At 57.2% G+C, this 16,909-nt stretch carries 15 protein-coding genes; 3 read left to right on the top strand and 12 right to left on the bottom strand.

Translation table 11 applies throughout. The annotated features are described in order from the left end of the window. Positions 1-47: 47 nt before the first annotated feature. Positions 48-674 (bottom strand): TetR/AcrR family transcriptional regulator, encoded by a 627-nt coding sequence (locus tag CRI94_RS08245; RefSeq protein ID WP_098075190.1) that lies wholly within the window; start codon positions 672-674, stop codon positions 48-50. Positions 675-1,354: 680 nt separating this feature from the next. Between CRI94_RS08245 and CRI94_RS08235 the strand changes: the two genes are divergently transcribed. Further along, complete coding sequence (locus CRI94_RS08235; protein ID WP_143815343.1) at positions 1,355-1,573, top strand: hypothetical protein; 219 nt, start codon at positions 1,355-1,357, stop codon at positions 1,571-1,573. A 134-nt stretch (positions 1,574-1,707) separates the two neighbouring features. On the opposite strand, the gene CRI94_RS18150 is transcribed toward CRI94_RS08235, so the two are convergent. The 11 genes from CRI94_RS18150 to CRI94_RS08180 all read right to left on the bottom strand — a co-directional run bounded on the left by CRI94_RS18150 (position 1,708) and on the right by CRI94_RS08180 (position 13,704). Then, positions 1,708-1,917, bottom strand: coding sequence for a PID-CTERM protein-sorting domain-containing protein (locus CRI94_RS18150; protein WP_425437377.1), 210 nt, complete (start codon positions 1,915-1,917; stop codon positions 1,708-1,710). Positions 1,918-2,485: 568 nt separating this feature from the next. Further along, positions 2,486-3,655: a type IX secretion system outer membrane channel protein PorV gene (gene porV, locus CRI94_RS08225; protein WP_143815341.1), complete on the bottom strand. Its 1,170-nt coding sequence runs from the start codon at positions 3,653-3,655 to the stop codon at positions 2,486-2,488. A 637-nt stretch (positions 3,656-4,292) separates the two neighbouring features. Then, the gene (locus tag CRI94_RS08220) at positions 4,293-4,592 is read right to left on the bottom strand and encodes a histidine kinase dimerization/phospho-acceptor domain-containing protein (protein ID WP_245846126.1); all 300 of its coding nucleotides are present in this window, start codon (positions 4,590-4,592) and stop codon (positions 4,293-4,295) included. A gap of 119 nt (positions 4,593-4,711) precedes the next feature. Then, on the bottom strand, positions 4,712-5,569 hold the full coding sequence (locus CRI94_RS08215) for an MBL fold metallo-hydrolase (protein WP_098075185.1): 858 nt from the start codon (positions 5,567-5,569) through the stop codon (positions 4,712-4,714). 396 nt (positions 5,570-5,965) lie between these two features. After that, complete coding sequence (locus CRI94_RS08210) at positions 5,966-6,604, bottom strand: LON peptidase substrate-binding domain-containing protein (protein ID WP_098075265.1); 639 nt, start codon at positions 6,602-6,604, stop codon at positions 5,966-5,968. Between the two features lie 78 nt (positions 6,605-6,682). After that, positions 6,683-8,557, bottom strand: a complete 1,875-nt coding sequence (locus CRI94_RS08205) for a sodium:solute symporter family protein (RefSeq protein ID WP_098075184.1) — start codon at positions 8,555-8,557, stop codon at positions 6,683-6,685. A 254-nt stretch (positions 8,558-8,811) separates the two neighbouring features. Beyond that, positions 8,812-9,315 carry a hypothetical protein gene (locus CRI94_RS08200; protein WP_098075183.1) on the bottom strand — a complete coding sequence of 168 codons (504 nt, stop codon included), beginning with the start codon at positions 9,313-9,315 and terminating at the stop codon, positions 8,812-8,814. Between the two features lie 113 nt (positions 9,316-9,428). Beyond that, positions 9,429-10,421 (bottom strand): quinolinate synthase NadA, encoded by a 993-nt coding sequence (gene nadA / locus CRI94_RS08195; protein WP_098075182.1) that lies wholly within the window; start codon positions 10,419-10,421, stop codon positions 9,429-9,431. A gap of 137 nt (positions 10,422-10,558) precedes the next feature. Next, entirely contained in the window at positions 10,559-11,314 is a 756-nt protein-coding gene (locus CRI94_RS08190) for an ABC transporter ATP-binding protein (protein ID WP_098075181.1), read from the bottom strand. A gap of 100 nt (positions 11,315-11,414) precedes the next feature. After that, positions 11,415-12,794: a sigma-54-dependent transcriptional regulator gene (locus CRI94_RS08185; protein WP_098075180.1), complete on the bottom strand. Its 1,380-nt coding sequence runs from the start codon at positions 12,792-12,794 to the stop codon at positions 11,415-11,417. Positions 12,795-12,945: 151 nt separating this feature from the next. Then, positions 12,946-13,704, bottom strand: coding sequence for a tetratricopeptide repeat protein (locus CRI94_RS08180; protein WP_245846125.1), 759 nt, complete (start codon positions 13,702-13,704; stop codon positions 12,946-12,948). 692 nt (positions 13,705-14,396) lie between these two features. On the opposite strand from CRI94_RS08180, the gene gap reads away from it, so the two are divergent. Both gap and CRI94_RS08170 read left to right on the top strand, forming a co-directional pair. Beyond that, the gene (gene gap / locus CRI94_RS08175) at positions 14,397-15,413 is read left to right on the top strand and encodes a type I glyceraldehyde-3-phosphate dehydrogenase (protein ID WP_098075179.1); all 1,017 of its coding nucleotides are present in this window, start codon (positions 14,397-14,399) and stop codon (positions 15,411-15,413) included. Positions 15,414-15,556: 143 nt separating this feature from the next. Next, positions 15,557-16,753 carry a phosphoglycerate kinase gene (locus CRI94_RS08170; protein ID WP_098075178.1) on the top strand — a complete coding sequence of 399 codons (1,197 nt, stop codon included), beginning with the start codon at positions 15,557-15,559 and terminating at the stop codon, positions 16,751-16,753. Positions 16,754-16,909: the final 156 nt, after the last annotated feature.

The following is a 16,909-nucleotide window of genomic DNA, read 5'->3' as shown; positions in this document are numbered from 1 at the left end:
TGGCAAGCAATGCGGTCAGACGGTGACGAGTTACATGCACTGGGGACTTAGGGGTGATACGCCGTCTTCGATGTGGTGTAACTTCTTAGCGTCTGTCGAATGGCGGCTTGAATAAAGTCGGCACGATCGATTCGAACGTCTACTCGTTCTGCGAGAAGTAAAGACACGGTCCCGTGCAACGAGGCCCAAACAGAACTAGCACACACACGTGGATCAACCACGTCGAAGACACCCGCGGAGGCGCCCTCGGCGAGGGTCATACGAAAAAAGTCAAGGTTCCGCCGGGCCTCTCGATACTTCTCCGGCGGGTAACGCTCCATTCTCTCGGGCCGAAGTTGAAACATGATTTCGTAGTACTCCGGGTTGTCCAACCCAAACGATATGAACCCGTCACAAAGCGCTTCCAACCGATCGATAGGTGCGCTTTGGTGTTGCTTTGCGATCGTCGATAGCGCATCAAACAGCTGGTTCATGCCCTCGTCAATCAGGGCATGCAAGAGCATATCTTTGTTGTCAAAGTAAAGATAAATGCTCGTGGCGCTGTAGTCGATCTCGCTCGCGATCCTCCGCATCGAGAGATTGCTATACCCATCTTGGACGAGAAGGTGGCGCGCTGTGTCGAGGATGAGCCGGCGCAGATCGCCATTCTGAGCGTTTTTCGATGGTGCTCCCATGCGTGAGTTAACAGCGTTAAGTAAACACGTGATCAAGAACTTGTCAAGAGCAAACGGCGCACATGATGCGCATTGCGGGTTTATCTGACAACGTCACCCTGCTTTGCCGCATCCCTCATGCTCCAATACCTAACGCGCGACTGCACGCCGAATCATGAGGCAAAAACGTACGCGAGGGCGCGAGTTGAGTCGAGACAAGATGCAGGCGCCCATAACACAAATGGGCCTCGCAGAATCGATCCGCAGCTAATAGGTTTTCAAACTGTTGTCGGAAACGTATTCTTCACAATGTCTGAGGCGACAAAGCGTTCCCTCCTCCCTAAACGAAATTTCATGACACATTATCACCGAGCTCCAAAACGCGTCAGAAATGAACGCCATACCCGAGTGATGCTCGAGCTTGTCGGCATAGAGGAAACTCAGACCCATTCACCACCCGCATCAATCAGCCCGCTGAATGAGAAATCGGACCCCTGCGGCCCCTCTCATCCGATGCCTGAATCCATCCATCACGCCAGCCGTTGGTTTTATGCATCGGCCGTTAGTATATGTCTGCTGATTGACGGTCTCAAGCGAACCACTCGTCCTATTCCCCTCCCGACAGTCGCATGTCTCAGGATCCCCCCACCTCCCAGAATTCGACCGACGGTTCCGACCGCTTAGAACCACGCACGAAACCCATGAGCAAGCGGGCATCGAAAATGTTCGTCGTCGGTGCCTTTGTCTTCATCTTCGGGCTCGGCACGGTTGGGGCTTTCCTTCTCGTGGATGTCGCCGAGACGGCGCTCGACCAGTCTCCGGCCGCCCAGGATTCTACGCAAACGGCTACGCCGGACTCGCTTGCGAGGATCTCTCCGGACCCTTCTGGCACTGACTCATTGCCTGGTCAACCTAAGTAACGCCGCTGACCAACCGATCACAGCTACGTAAACGACGAGAGGCACGTGACGACAAATGTCACGTGCCTCTTTTCGTTTGCACTCCACTACCTATGGAACGGGCGTGGCAGACGCCTTACGCGCTGCTGGTTTATTCAGGCAGTCGCGTCTTCGTCCTCATCGTCTTTTCGTCGCAACCGTGATACGGCGTAGCCAGCCCCTGCAACAGCAAGCAACCCGAGCCCACCGTCTATTGGTACCTGCTGAGTCGGTGGTCCGGGCGGCGGTGGCGTGTCGTCAGGGGTATTATCAGGGGGCTCGATCGCAGAACGCGTTCCGGGTTCGGCCCACGACGGGAGGCCCATTGATGAGCCGCGCTCGGACTCGGCTGGCTGCCTAGAGAAAGGGTCTTGCCGATCCTGCTGCGCCTGTACCGGCTGCGCGACCAGCATAAGTGATAATAACGCCGCGCTTAGGATCCAGGTGATGCGGTCGTAACGGATGTCCGCCATAGTGGTTGACATATATCTGAGTGCAGGGTACTCGGGGTAAGAATGCGCGCATTCGGCGTAAATGTCAAGGCGTAGTCGATCGTCATCGATCAATAATGACGCCTTTGCACCAAACACACTTAATTGTTTCAACCTGAGGCCATCCGGCAGCTACCAATCGGCCAACGCTGCATGTGCTGGACTCGCATCATCGCGACGTCCGATGGTATTGTATCAGGCGTGGGAAGCTTTTGCATCAGTTGATACAGCCGACGTTTTTATCTGGGTGCGCTCGTAGCGTCACTTACTGCATTAGACCGATGCTAAATCTGTCTACTTCAAGTAAACAAAACCGGTGCCAGGTTTCAACACATCGTACACAATCCTCAACAGACATTCCTCACCCCAACGTATAGCGCCTGCGTTGGGGTGAGGCTCGGTGTCATCGTATGTCTAAAAGAAGCGAGAATCGGAGAGTATTCGCGAGCGGGTTATTTTGCTCAAGCGTGTAAATATATGAGACATCGATACCGATGATGTTGTATCGGAAACCTGCGCCAAAGTTAAGGAACTCGCGATTCCCGTTCTGAGGATCCTCATAGTAGTATCCCGTGCGGAGGGCGAAGAGTTGACTGTACCAGTACTCCAGCCCGACCCCCATGGTAACCTGCTCTGCCACAGACAACTCGGTTATATCGCCATCGGCGTTACGTTCTCCCGGCTGTGCGGACCACGACGAGAAGATCGGTGTGAACCACGTATCGGGGTCCGAGCATTGCTCCTGGGTCTGTGGATTGGAGTCTCGCTCACAGTCCACGTAGTCAACGTTGGATAGCTGCTTTGTGAAGTCGTTGGCGAGTGTAAGCGAGTTATATTCGTCAAAATCCATCGTCACGGCGTAACCGAGACGGAGCATCGTAGGCATCGCTTGGAGGTCCCGATCATACTTCATCCCTCCGCCGATATTCGAGATGTTCATCCCCGTCGACACCGTCACGTCCGTACCACCGACAACAAATGGGTCCGTACGGTAGAGACCCGCTAAGTCCATCGCGGCTGTACTTGCCTGACCATCGACCTCGTCCGTTGACGGGGAGAGCTTCGAGTAGATAAACCGGAGACCACCGCCGACGGCCAGATTATCATTGAGTTGGCGACCATAGGAAAGACCGGTAGAGAGCTCAAAGGACCGCTCGACCTTCAGGGGATCACCGTTTCCATTTCTCACCTCGATCTCACCAAGGTTCAAAAAGGTCACGTGGCCACCGAAAGTGCCGATACCATCAAAGTGCGCTGTTCCTGCTAGATACTCGAAGTAGAGTCCAGCATCGAACTCTGGAAGCCAGCTTGCATGCGTGAAACCGACCTGCATGTCGCGCTGAAAACCCAGACCTGCAGGATTCCAGAACATCGCGTTCGCGTTATCGGCAAGCGCTACACCGGTATTGCCCATACCGGCGGCGCGGCTATCGGGCTCAATGCGAAGAAAAAGTGCCGTCGACTCCCCGAGTTGGGCATGTGCGGAGGGAGCAAGTCCGAAGAGGAGCAAGAACAATGCAACGAGACTTGCCGATAGCGTCGACTGCCCAGGTAAAAGGCGTCCGTACGTCATGGAGAGTGGTGATTCAATGAATACATTGGGGTACTAGGTAACCGACCGCGCGAACCCGACCGAACGGTGAATTCAGCCGCTGATATGATGTGACCCAACGATCGCAAAAAAAGAAAGGGGGGACTCGGCTACCAGTTTCAGGTTGGTAACAAGGCAAACGAGACAAGGGTCCAATGTTGATTCGTCTATGGACTGACCCGTCGCGGCGGGTTACTTCGCAACTCCGTTTCTGATAAGCGAGAACACGATTCCTTTTTATTCTCGTTCGATCTGGCGACCGTGAAAAGAAGGTTTACCTTCTCCATTCATGGAAGACACAGACCAACTTTCGTCGGGACGTGAAATGGTCGAGCGGTGGTCCGTAGCGGTTATACCCCGATAGGCAGACAGTAAAGATAAAAGAGGTGGTGTCGCACTCCAATGGTATTCAAAAAAGAACAGACGCACAAGCCGTGCCACGTCGATGATGAGCGAATTCGTATTGCTATAACGCGTCCGTCGTCCAAGGCAAGAGGCCGCCTGCTGACATGCCGAGACTGCCATTCGTGATCGCAGGCGCTCCCCTCATCTATCGGACGACTCATAAGACGTTTGTGCGGTCCGTACGGTGTCTTTCCAACATACGATGAGTCAGGCGCTATTCCTCCGTACCCGCCTGACGAATTTCGGTTAGACGTCTCAATGCCTCAGACATTCGATCCGCAGCTTCCCGAATATCTTCGACCGAGGTAATGAACGCATCGTCTAAATCTGCATCCCGGCTAATTTCGAGGAGAAACTGGGCATTGCCCGAAATAATAGAGAGCGGGTTGTTCAGGTCATGATACACTTTCGAAAGGGCTTCGCGCGCCTCGTCAGGCAATGGATCAGTCGTTTCCTTTGCGTTCATCGGGCTCGGCTCGTGAGGTTGAGACAAAACAGTGATGGATGACGTCATGCATTTCATTTGTTGTAAAGCACAACCGTCATCACATGGCGCAATGGGACCCGATACCTCGGAAGTGCGTTCGGGAGCCTCTACGACTCCATCCGTGATAGGACGAGGCGAAAAGCGACCTAAAAGTTCCGAAGGGGGCGATGATCACATGTGGTAATACCACGGTCGGTTCGCTTCAACGACGCCACGTGGATATCGGGATCATGTTCAAAGAACAAGTTCCATTCCGCTTCCACCGCTTTCTCCAAGAATAACTGTTTTTCGTCGATCGTCACCAGTGGACGTACGTCGTACGCCATTGTCCACGCGGGAGCGAGATGGTGGGATGTCGGTAACAGATCGGCAACATACACAAGTACGCCTTCCGGCCCGGTAATCTTCACCATCTGCTGAGCATGAGTGTGTCCATTCACAAGCATGACGTCCACGCCGGGAAAAATCGTTTTTTCCCCATCCACAAAGTCAACCTGACCGCTGGTCGATAGCGGCTTGAACGTATCCGTCCGAAATGACCCGTGCTCTTTCGGATTGCTTTCTATCGCCCACTGCCAGTGATCCCGCTGCACGTGATAGACAGCATTCGGAAACGTTGGCTCTCTCTCATCACCCGCAGCCCGCGTCGCTCCACCGCAATGATCGAAGTGGAGGTGCGTCAATACTACATCCGTAATCTCTTCGCGCGAAACGCCAGCGTTGGCTAGCGAGTGTTCAAGATCTGAGTGTTCGGTATCAACGGCATATATCTCCCGGTACTTCGTGCCGTCAAACGTATCCCCCAACCCGCAGTCGATGAGGATTGTCCTGGACTCGGATTGCAAAAGCAGACACCGCATGGCCAGCGGGATGCGGTTTTGCTCATCGGGATCGATCCGCTTCGCCCAGAGGGGCTTCGGAACGATCCCAAACATGGCTCCACCATCGAGACCAAATCGGCCGGTTTCAATCGCGTGAAGTGTGTAATCGCCGATTGTGGTCATGTTGGTAGGCGCGCAAGGCGAGAAAAGTGAAGGAGAAACCGGACGCGCCTAACATCCGAAAAGCACAACTGAAATCCAAACCCGAGTCGATCGCTCGTTCAGGCGTTGCACGGAAGACCAACGCTTAATCGGACTGCGAGGCCCTAACAATACCTCATCCGAACTGCATGCGTCTGAACCGGGCTCGGCGTTGTGCGCCATGGACACTAGCTTCGCGTCGCACCACAGGCACTAGCTTCGCGCCGCTGCGTCGCTGAACCACTTCGGGTTCACCTGCTTCAGGCGCCTGGATCCCGCCCGACTCGCTCGCCCTCGCTCATCGAAGCACGTTTTGTTAGGGTCCTTAATTCACGCTCTCTGTCCTCTCAGCCGGCTGGGGAACCACGTGATACTGTTTTAAACCTGCTCTGGCGGAAAGTCTTTGAAGTGACCATTTGACCGGATTTTGCGCCGAAAATCTTCCTTCTGTTCGACGCGAGGAATGAGGGACTCGAAGTGCTGAATCAGATATCGAATGCGGTCCGGTTCATCCTGAATCTCGAGGACCTCTTGCTTCTGCTCATCACTTAGTCCCGCGTTCTGTGCCAGAATGAAGCTTAAGTCCTCCACATCGACGTACAGGTCCGGGCGGACGGTTCGCCCGGCTAGTTCGAGAAGCTTCATGTGCTGCGTGATCACCCGCTCCCTCAGGTTCGACTCCAACGGGACGGGTGCGATGTCAAAGACCTCGACATCCGCCGTCATGTAGCTTTTTCGCTCGTAAACCGCGTTTAGGGCAAACCGCTCTTCGCCACGCACGATGATGTCGAGGCGTCCGTCCTCGTATCGATTCACGACCCGTTCGATGCGAGCCGTGGTTCCGACGTTCGCGAGCCGCCCGTCATCAACACGTACGACCCCAAACGGCACATCATGTTCGAGGCAGTAGGCGGTTAGATCCTTATAGCGCTCCTCGAAGATGTGTAGAGGGAGCTGCTCGTTCGGATAAAGAACGAGACCAAGAGGAAAAAGAGGCAGGGACTCAAACGTTGCCATGAGACGCATTCTGTATACTTCAACGGGGCCTAGAAACAACCATCCGCCGCAAAGCGGTGTTTCAGTCCGACCACCTCGTTACCCTTGCCCGGACATCTCGCTCTGAGTTCCTGCCAAAGCCTCCTCGGGTCCACCGCGTCGCTGGTACAGGACCGCTCCTCCGACCGCAGCCACGGCGGCAAGTCCAGCAGCGAGAAGGGGCCGCAGCAGCAGGGCAGCGCCAATCGCGAACATGAGCCCGTACAAGACCAGCACAGCTGCAGCGGCACGGATCAGGCTATCGCGCAACGATTGAATTGGCGACAGACCCGTAGCCTCTCGCTGCTCTTTCCATCCTGGCCCTCCCGGCCGCACGAGCCGATAGAATCGGTTCAGCGTTTCTGGCTTTTCCGGCGCTGTGAGATACATCACAGGAATCCAGATCCCCGTCGTCACGAGCGTAATCATGGTAAGACGAAGTCCGAAGTCCGTAACGAGAATGGGAATCTCGACCGGGATGCCGGCACCGTAGAGGCTAATCGTGGCGGGCCCTAATGAGGTTAACAAACCGACGGCCATTCCTGCTCCCATCGCAGCAAGTTCCGCCCAGGCATTTACACGCCACCAGAACCAGCGGAGAATAAGGACAACGCCCGGACCGGTCCCAACCGCGATCACGAGTTGAAAAATCCATTGCACGCTATCGGCATAGAAGGCCGCAGCTGCCCCGAGCACGGTGATCACAACAGATGCGAGTCGCCCAAACGCTACGAGCTCTGCCTGAGATGCATTCGGACGGAGAAAGCGGCAGTAAATGTCGTTCGTGAGATACGATGCGCCCCAATTGATCTGCGTCGATACGGTACTCATGAATGCGGCCACGAGCGAGGCGACGACAATGCCGAGCAATCCAGCAGGTAAAAAGTCAAGCATGAGCCGCGGATAGGCCAGCTCGGGATCAGTCATGTCCGGGTAGAGCACCACGGCTGCTAGAGCTACGAGGACCCATGGCCACGTCCGAATCACGTAGTGCATGATGTTGAAAAACCATGCGGCTTTCTCGGCGCTCGCCTCGTCACGAGATGCGGCCAGGCGCTGAATGAACTCTCCTCCTCCGTCGCTTCGTCGGAACGTCCACCACTGAAGGAAGACGTGAGCCATGAAGGATGTCGCACTAATTCCGGCAACCGCGCTCCACCCGATGCCCCACCACCCTGTCGCTCCTGGATCAAAGGTCAGCGGTGTGAACGCAAGCACATCGAAGTCGGTGAAGGACTGCGCCTTCGACACCAGGCCGCTCAGGCCGCCAACTTCTGGACTCGCGATCGCGAATACGGCTACGAGCACGGCCCCGAAGAGGGCGAGAAAGAACTGGAAGAAATCAGTCGCCACGACGCCCCAGAGACCGGACAACCCCGCGTAAAGCAGTACGAGCATCGACACACCCACGATGCTCAGGAGCTTCGGATCCGCACCGAGAATGAGTTGCCCCTCGACAAAACCAAGATTTTGCCAGATCTCGAGCCCGCCGACAACCTTCACGGCTGCCAGCATACCCAGGCCGATACCGATGCAGTTGATCGGAATCGCGAAGAGAAAGGCTTTGACGCCTCGCAGTATCGCTGCCGACCTCCCACCGTAGCGAATTTCCGTAAGCTCTGCGTCCGTGACGATCTCACTCCTCCGCCACAACCGTGCGAAGACGTAAATCAAGACAACGTGGCCGGTCCCGAAGGCCCACCACTCCCAGTTGCCGGCGATTCCGCGCGTCCCGACGACCCCTGCAACGTACAAGGGCGTGTCGATCGAAAACGTGGTCGCAGCCATCGACGTGCCGGCCAACCACCACGGTAGCGACCGTCCAGACACGAAGAAGTCCTCGATCGAACCGGAGGCCCGACGCGAAAGATAGGCGCCAAGGCCAAGCGCGCCGACCATATAGGCCACGACGATGATCCAATCAATCGTCTGCATGAGGCGAAGAAAAGGGCGGGTCAGTAAATCGAAACGACGACAATCTCACAGAGACTGGCAGGAAGTGCGGAGGCGTCGCTGGATATTGTCATCCAACGAGTGCTCCAATACATCAAGGCGGTACAGCAACACATCAGCGTCAACCATCGTGCCTCTTCCTCTCGCCCAAACACACGAATGCCAGCGGGCTCGACGACGCGGGCACCGCTGGCATCAGGACGACGGCGACATTTAGAACATCTCCCTTGACGGCCTTACACCGTTGCGCGGGCGTGCGGAGCAACCGGGTTGGGCTCGTGGACTGGCATCGGACGTTCCGCCGCGGCGGCCAGACGGGTCGCAGCTTCGCGCTCGACATCCGTTCCGTACTTGTGGACGAAGTACTCCAGGTACGATGCCACCACCTCTGCTTCATCGTCACTTGAGCAGAGGTAATAGTTCTGCTTGTACGGCTTGTCCCACTGACTCGGGAAAAAGAGTTCGCGGCACTGGGACTCCGTGAGGCTGAGTGCGCGTGCCGCCTCGTCCCACAGTTCACCGCCCGTGTGAAACCCACCGACGCGCAAGAGTTCTCGTTCGGTCATGCGGTCAGATTCGAGCAGGACGTGCCCGGCAATACAACATTTGAATCCTTCCGGAGAAACATCATTCTCAATCACCGCATCCGCATTTCGGGCGAAAGCCCATTGCGCGGCCGAGAAACGGCGCGGATAGAATACAATCGCCTGCCGTACACTTTCGAGGAGTTCGACGTTCATAGGAGTCACGTCCAGTTTGCTTCAGACGGGTAGGAGGTCGGGACCGGCCGGGCAAGCCGGATTTGCAATCTTCCTAACGGCGGCGTAACGCGATGGGTTCGCATCGCAAACGGCTACTTTACACCCTCGCTCATCGACAACATCCGCTCGATCGGTTTGAGTGCTTCCGTACGAAGCGACTCGTCCATCGTGATCTCAGGCGCTTCGTGCTTGAGACACAGGTACAGCTTCTCGATCGTGTTGAGCCGCATATGAGGGCACTGACTGCAGTTGCATCCACTCTCCGGTGGCGCTGGAATCAGCGTATTACCAGGCTGGTCTTTTTCCATCTGATGGAGAATGCCCTCCTCCGTCGCCACGATAAACTTGGCGGGACCGTTCGTTTTCGCGTACCGTCGAATCTGACTCGTTGACCCGACGAAATCTGCATGCCGCAGCACGGCGTCCCGGCACTCCGGATGAGCGAGCGTTTCTGCATCTGGGTGCTGAGCCTGGAGACGCAGCAGTTTCTTCTCGCTAAATGTCTCATGCACGATGCAGACGCCGTCCCACAGCACCATGTCTCGGCCCGTTTCCTTGATCAGGTACTCGCCGAGATTTCGGTCCGGGGCGAAAATGATATTCTCGTCCTCGGGGAGCTGGTTAATGATGTGCGCCGCACTGGACGACGTGCAGATGATGTCGGAAAGGGCCTTCACCGCGGCGGAACTGTTGACGTAGGTGATGACCGTGTGATCCGGATACTGATCGCAGAACGCTTCGAAAGCATCTGGAGGACACGTGTCAGCCAGCGAACATCCAGCATTGAGATCCGGCAGGATGACCTTCTTCTCCGGATTCAGAATTTTGGCGGACTCCGCCATGAAGTGAACACCGGCGAAAACGATAATCTCGGCATCGGTCTCGGAGGCCTCACGGGCCAGGCCAAGGGAGTCGCCAATGTAATCCGCGATATCCTGAATGGCGGCCTCCTGATAGTAGTGCGCGAGGAGGATCGCATTCTTTTCAACCTTCAGCCGCTCGATCTCGTCGAAAAGATCGATCGTAGGATCAATGTCTTCGTCGACAAAACCGATCGCGGGATCGAGTACAGCTACGTCTGTCATGAAATCGGGTGCAGCGAGGGAGGTGTCAGACAGACGGCTTGAGTCGCGCCTGCCGGAGAGGGCTATCGAGAAGCAAACGGGTCGTATGCTCGCGTAAATCCGTTCGCAGAAGGAACGCGAATGTTCCCAGATGTGGCTCAGTGCTCCGCCTGTTCGGCGGTGTGGTCTTCGCCTGTGGTGCCGGGCATGAGGGATGCGCCCTCATCCATGTCGACTTCGTGCAAAACACCATGTTCAAGCTTCAGCACGCGGTCGGCGATCGCCGCGAGATTGGGGTTATGTGTGACGATGACAAACGTCTGATCCATGGTGTCGCTCAGCCGCTGGATCTCACGGTGCAGAGGCTCGGCTGTCTGCGCGTCGAGGTTTCCGGTCGGCTCATCCATAAGCACCAGGGCCGGCTCATTCATGAGAGCACGTGCCACAGCGACCCGCTGCTTCTCTCCGCCTGATAGTGCGTTCGGCCGATGCGTGACACGACCGGACAATCCAAGCATATCCAGGAGTTTCCGCGCTCGCGGCTCGGCGGCATCGAGTCCCCGATGCTGGATGAGTGCGGGCATCGCCACGTTCTCCAGCGCCGTGAACTCTGGCAGCAGGTGATGAAATTGAAAGACGAAGCCGATCGATCGATTTCGAAACGCTGCAAGGTCGTCGTCGGATTCGGTGGACAGATCTCGGCCTTCGAACGCCACCGTTCCAGCCGTCGGGCGTTCCAGCGCACCAAGAATGTGGAGAAGCGTAGACTTCCCGCTCCCGCTCTCGCCCATAACGGCAACGATTTCGCCAGGCACGACGTCCAGATCCACACCGCGCAGGACCTCCAACGGCGTCTCCCCACCGGTATCATATTCTTTCGTCACACTGGACGCACGCAGCAGGGGGTCGGACATCGGAGGTAAGCTCGATCTGAAACGGTAAGAAGTAGGAGAACGACGCGTCAGGTCGGTCGCAACAAGAATCGTTACGGCTGGGCGGATTGCGACAGCAAGGTTAGCCTTCGCGTTCGATATTGAACTTGTTCAACTTATTGTACAGATGCGAACGCTGAATATTGATCGCCTCGGCCGTCTGCGTCACGTTCCACTCGAACTCGTGCAGCTTGTGTTCAAGAAAACGCTTTTCGAATGCGTCCCGTGCCTCATTCCAGTCCTCGTACTGATACAACAGGTCGGATGACGCGCTCGTCGCCTCCGCCCCTGGCGTCACGAACCGCTGGACATCCGCCTTCTCGATACGGTCGCCATCCGCCAGAATGAGGACGCGTTCGATCACGTTGTGTAACTCGCGGACGTTTCCCCGCCAGTCGTATTTTTTCAGGTGATCGAGCGCCTCGTCAGAAAACTCCCGGTTCGGTAGTGCATTCCGGCTGGCCACCCGCTGCGCGATGTGCTGTGTGATCGGCGGAATGTCTTCTCGGCGCTTCCGCAGCGGCGGCACATTGATCAGGATGACGCCGATCCGGTGATACAGATCCTCCCGGAAGTTGCCCTCCTCAATTTCATCCAGCAAGTCCTTGTTCGTCGCTGCAACCACACGGACATCGACTTCGATAGAGCGATCTCCCCCGACACGCTGAATTCGGCTTTCCTGAAGCACTCGGAGCACTTTCGCCTGAGCCGACAGACTCATGTCCCCGATTTCATCGAGGAAGAGCGTTCCTTCGTTTGCCTGCTCGAATTTTCCAATCCGCTGCTGCGTCGCACCGGTGAACGCTCCTTTCTCATGGCCGAACAATTCACTCTCGATGAGCTCGCTCGGAATGGCCGCGCAGTTCACCTCGACCATCGGGCCACTGGCACGCGGGCTTTCGTGGTGAATCCACTTAGCGACCAGTTCCTTACCTGTCCCGTTCTCCCCGGTGATGAGAACGCGGGCCTCCGTCGGAGCGACACGTTCGATCGTTTCCTTGATCTCCGTAATCGCGGGACTCGACCCAATGATCGGCGTCAGATCCCCCGTGCTGTGCTCGGTGATCGCCTGACGCATCCGGCGGTTTTGCGTCTCCAGCTGGCCGTGATCCAGCGCGTTACGAACCGTGACCAGCATGCGGTTCAGGTCCGGCGGCTTCTCGATGAAGTCGAACGCCCCGAGCTTGGTCGCCTCGACCGCCGTCTCGATGTTGCCATGCCCACTAATCATCACAATGGGGACCTCGATCGATTCGTCCGCACACGTTTTCAACACCTCCATCCCGTCCATTTCTGGCATTTTGATGTCGAGCAGCACCATATCGAGCGATGACGACCGGATTTTCTCGAGCGCCTCGTGCCCGTCTTCGGCTTCTTCGACATCGTAGTCCTCGTACTCCAAAATCTCACGGACCGTGCGCCGAATGCTCGGCTCGTCATCCACGATCAGGATCGTCGGCATGAGCGGATGCGTGGATTAGTGAGGAAAAAAGCGATAGGGTTGCGATGCGCAAAACATACTGAACGCCGCCTGCCCGCCGACAAGATCCGGCAAGCGAGTGGCGGCGTTCAGTGATTGTCCGTGCAGGCAGAAAATAACCGTCGACGGCGAATCAGGAATTCGTTGCCTGTTTCGCTTTCAGCCGCGCGAGGAAGACGCGGGCTTCGGATGCCGCCGCCGAATCAGCATACTCGTCGGTCACCTGGGAATACAGTTCTTCGGCACGAGAGAGGTTCCCCGCACTCTCGAAGGCGCGGGCAGCGTCCAGGAGATACTCCGGCGTTCGCGTCTCGCTTTCAAACGCGTCCGCCGCCTCAAGATACAGATCGGCAGCGCGTTCAAATTCTCCGCGGGATTCGTAAATGGTCGCCTCGGCCGCGTAGGTACTCGCTCCGATGAAGTTCGACTCTTTATCGAACGACTCGTACATCTCGAGCGCCTGGTCGTAATCGCCGATGTTGAAGTACGCGTTTCCAGCGTAGAATGCAGCAAGATTGCCGGCCGGCGTGCCACTGTACTGATCGGCTATTTCAACCAGTCCAATGCGGGGCTCCGCCTGACCGGGCTGCGATGCGCGTGGGTCAGCGGGACTGAGTTCCTCGACGCCATCCAGGGCCCGTTGGTAGTCGCCCTGCTCGTACACCGGCATGATGCGGCCCAGCTTCTCGGCGGCCACATCTGCTTGCTGCTCCATGTAAATGAAGTAGCCGCCGACACCGAGCGCCAGCAGGACGACGACGGCAATAGCACCATAGACGGTGGTTTTATTCTCCTGGTAGTACATGACCGATCGAGCCGTTAGATCGAGCAGCGCATTTCCGCTCGAATCAGAGGTGGAGGACGGCTTTTGCGGCGTCTGAACGGAAGACATGAGGAATACGTACGGTCGAGGGATTACGGAGGGATCCGCCCGGGCGCAATGTCGAAATTGATCTTCGTGCGTCCGTGCAGGGTGGACAGGGTTCTACCTGAACCAGAGCGGCTGTTGTACGCAGCGATGCGGGATCGTTTCCGAACCTTTACGCTCGACGATGCGAGCCGTGGCTTTTGCATGTGATTTTTACGGAGACAGGCCCGGCTTTGCATCTTTCCGACGATTTTGACGCATCTCCCGCGCCAAACAATGCGTCTCTGGATGAGAAAGACCCGAAGAAGCCACGAGCGTGATTACAAAAGCGCTTCCGGTGCTTGTTCGTGTCCTCGCCACCCCGTTATTTACAGACGATTTTCGGAAGGAGTTGCAATAACAACCGGCTGGTTGCGGCACACGCCCCGTGCTTGCTCATACATGCGGGTGCCGCGAGCCGGTCGTCCTCAGCCGCACCTTAGACTCACAACGGGTGCAACTTGCCCGAAGCACGTCGTTCCAGCAGACAGGAATGATCGTCTAGAGAGGACAACCAACCATACGAAAGCGGTATGCAGGACAGAGTGTAGCAGAATAGAGTAGCACACAACGACCCGGGACCGCACGAGACCCGACCGCCTAACGGTTGCGTCCGCAATCATCAAGGCTCGTTGTGATTGACCTCGTTGACATTAAACTCGAATCGAACTCGCTCTATGTCTATCAAACTCGGCATCAACGGATTCGGCCGCATCGGCCGTCTCGTCTTCCGCTCTATCCTTGAGCGGGAGGACCACGACTTCGACATCGTCGGCGTGAACGACCTGACCGATGCGAATACGCTGGCCACCCTCTTTAAGTATGACTCCGTTCATGGGCAATTCCCGGGCACGGTCGAGCTGGATGGTGACACGCTCGTCGTAAATGGCGATCGCTTCCCGGTTCTGCAGGAAAAGGATCCGTCGAATCTGCCGTGGGACGAACTCGGCGCCGACGTTGTCATCGAAGCCACCGGTTTCTTCCGTACCCGCGAGGGGGCAGCAAAGCACCTGGAGGCCGGCGCCGACAAGGTCGTTATTAGCGCTCCTGCAAAAAGCGACGTGGACGCCACGATCGTGCTGGGCGTAAACGACGGCGACCTGACCGGCGACGAGGAAATCATCTCGAATGCGAGTTGCACGACCAACTGCCTCGCCCCGATGGTCAAGGTGCTCGATGACAGCTTCGGGCTCAAAAGTGGCCTCATGACGACGGTGCATGCCTACACATCGTCGCAGAACATTGTCGACGGTCCGCACAAAGATCTCCGTCGCGCACGTACGGCCGCGGAGTCGATCATTCCGACCACAACCGGAGCCGCGAAAGCCGTCGGTCTCGTACTTCCACACCTCGACGGCAAACTGGACGGTATGGCGATGCGCGTGCCTGTACCGGACGGATCGATCGTTGACCTGACGGCGAATCTGGACCAGGACGTCACGATCGATGATGTCAATGCCGCGTACAAAGAAGCTGCGGATGGCGCGATGAACGGTGTCCTTCAGTACAGCGAAGAGCCGCTCGTCTCGCGGGATATCATTCATAACCCGCACTCCTGCATCTACGACGCACCGTCGACGATGGCAGCCGGCTCGATGGTTAAGATTGTCGGTTGGTACGATAACGAGTGGGGCTACTCGAATCGCACTGTGGACGTCGTGGAACGCCTCATGAAGGCTGCGGCTACGGCGTAAGCCTCCGGCCGTCCGGGGACGCACTGTTTTCCCCGGCGCGGCATCCTTTTCTGTGCAGATAAGCGCGGGGGCGCCGCTTCGCCGTGTGCGTAAGCGCCTCCGGCACGTCTGCTTCTCTCCGCCAGGCCGAACTCTCTGTACGCATGAAAAAGCTGACGCTTGACGATATCGACGTGCGCGGTAAGCGCGTGCTCGTACGCGTGGACTTTAACGTGCCGCTCTCCTCCGGGAACGGGCGGCCAACCGTCTCCGACGACACACGCATTCGCGCGGCTCTCCCGACCATCCGCCACATCCTCGACCACGGTGGGCGAGCCATATTAATCAGTCACCTCGGTCGCCCAGGTGGACAACCCAACCCAGACCTAAGCCTGGCGTGCGTTGCCGATCACCTGGGAAGCATACTTGAGGAGCGCGTCCGCTTTTCGAGCAACACCGTCGGCGACACCGTCCGTGAGGTTGTGGACGGCATGGGCGACGGCAGCGTGATCCTGCTCGAAAACACCAGATTTGAGTCGGGCGAAAAAGCAAACGACCCGGATTTTGCAGCTGCGCTCGCTGAACTCGCCGACGTGTACGTAAACGATGCGTTCGGCGCCGCACACCGCGCTCATGCCTCGACAGCAGGAGTCGCGGAGCACGTCGACGTGTGTGCCATGGGACGCCTTATGGAGGAAGAAATCGAGGCTCTAACGAAAGTCAGAGACGAGCCGGATCCTCCAACCGTCGCGATTCTCGGCGGTGCGAAAGTCTCGGACAAGATCGGCACGGTGCGCCGCCTGATGGATTCGTACCAGAACATCCTCATCGGTGGAGCAATGAGCTATACGTTCCTCAAAGCGCTGGGACACGCGGTCGGCGACTCTCGCGTGGAGGATGACCGCCTCGACACCGCAGAGGAACTCTACGAGCAGGCGGATGGCGCCATCGTCCTACCGAGCGACCACGTCGTCGCAGCGGAGTTCGACGCCAATGCCGAATCGAAAGTGGTCGAGGGGGGCATTGACGGCGGATACATGGGCCTAGACATTGGCCCGAAAACCGTTGAGACCTATCGCGAGACCATCCTGAACGCCGATACAATCGTCTGGAACGGTCCCATGGGCGTGTTCGAGATGGAGAAGTTTGCGGAGGGCACGATGGAAATCGCCGAAGCCGTCGCGGAAGCAACCGACAACGGCGCGTTTTCCGTCGTGGGCGGCGGCGACTCTGTCTCTGCCCTCGCGAAATCCGGATACACCGACCGAATCAGTCACGTCTCAACCGGCGGGGGAGCAATGCTCGCCTTCCTCGAAGGTGCTCCCCTTCCCGGAATCGAGGCACTGACCGACGCCGAATAAGTATTCGCTCGGTCCTTCCCGGCCGGTGATGCCTGCAAAGGCGTGGTCACACCATCCACGCGCATCTGGATTCGTCCGGATGCGCGTTTTTCGTTGCCCCGAGACTCGTCGGCTGAAGTTGCTGTAGGCCAAGCGTTCGATGTAACGATGCCAGGC

This window comes from Longibacter salinarum, assembly GCF_002554795.1.
Classification (GTDB): Bacteria; Bacteroidota; Rhodothermia; order Rhodothermales; family Salinibacteraceae; genus Longibacter; species Longibacter salinarum.
This window is presented reverse-complemented; position numbering and strand designations above follow the sequence as displayed.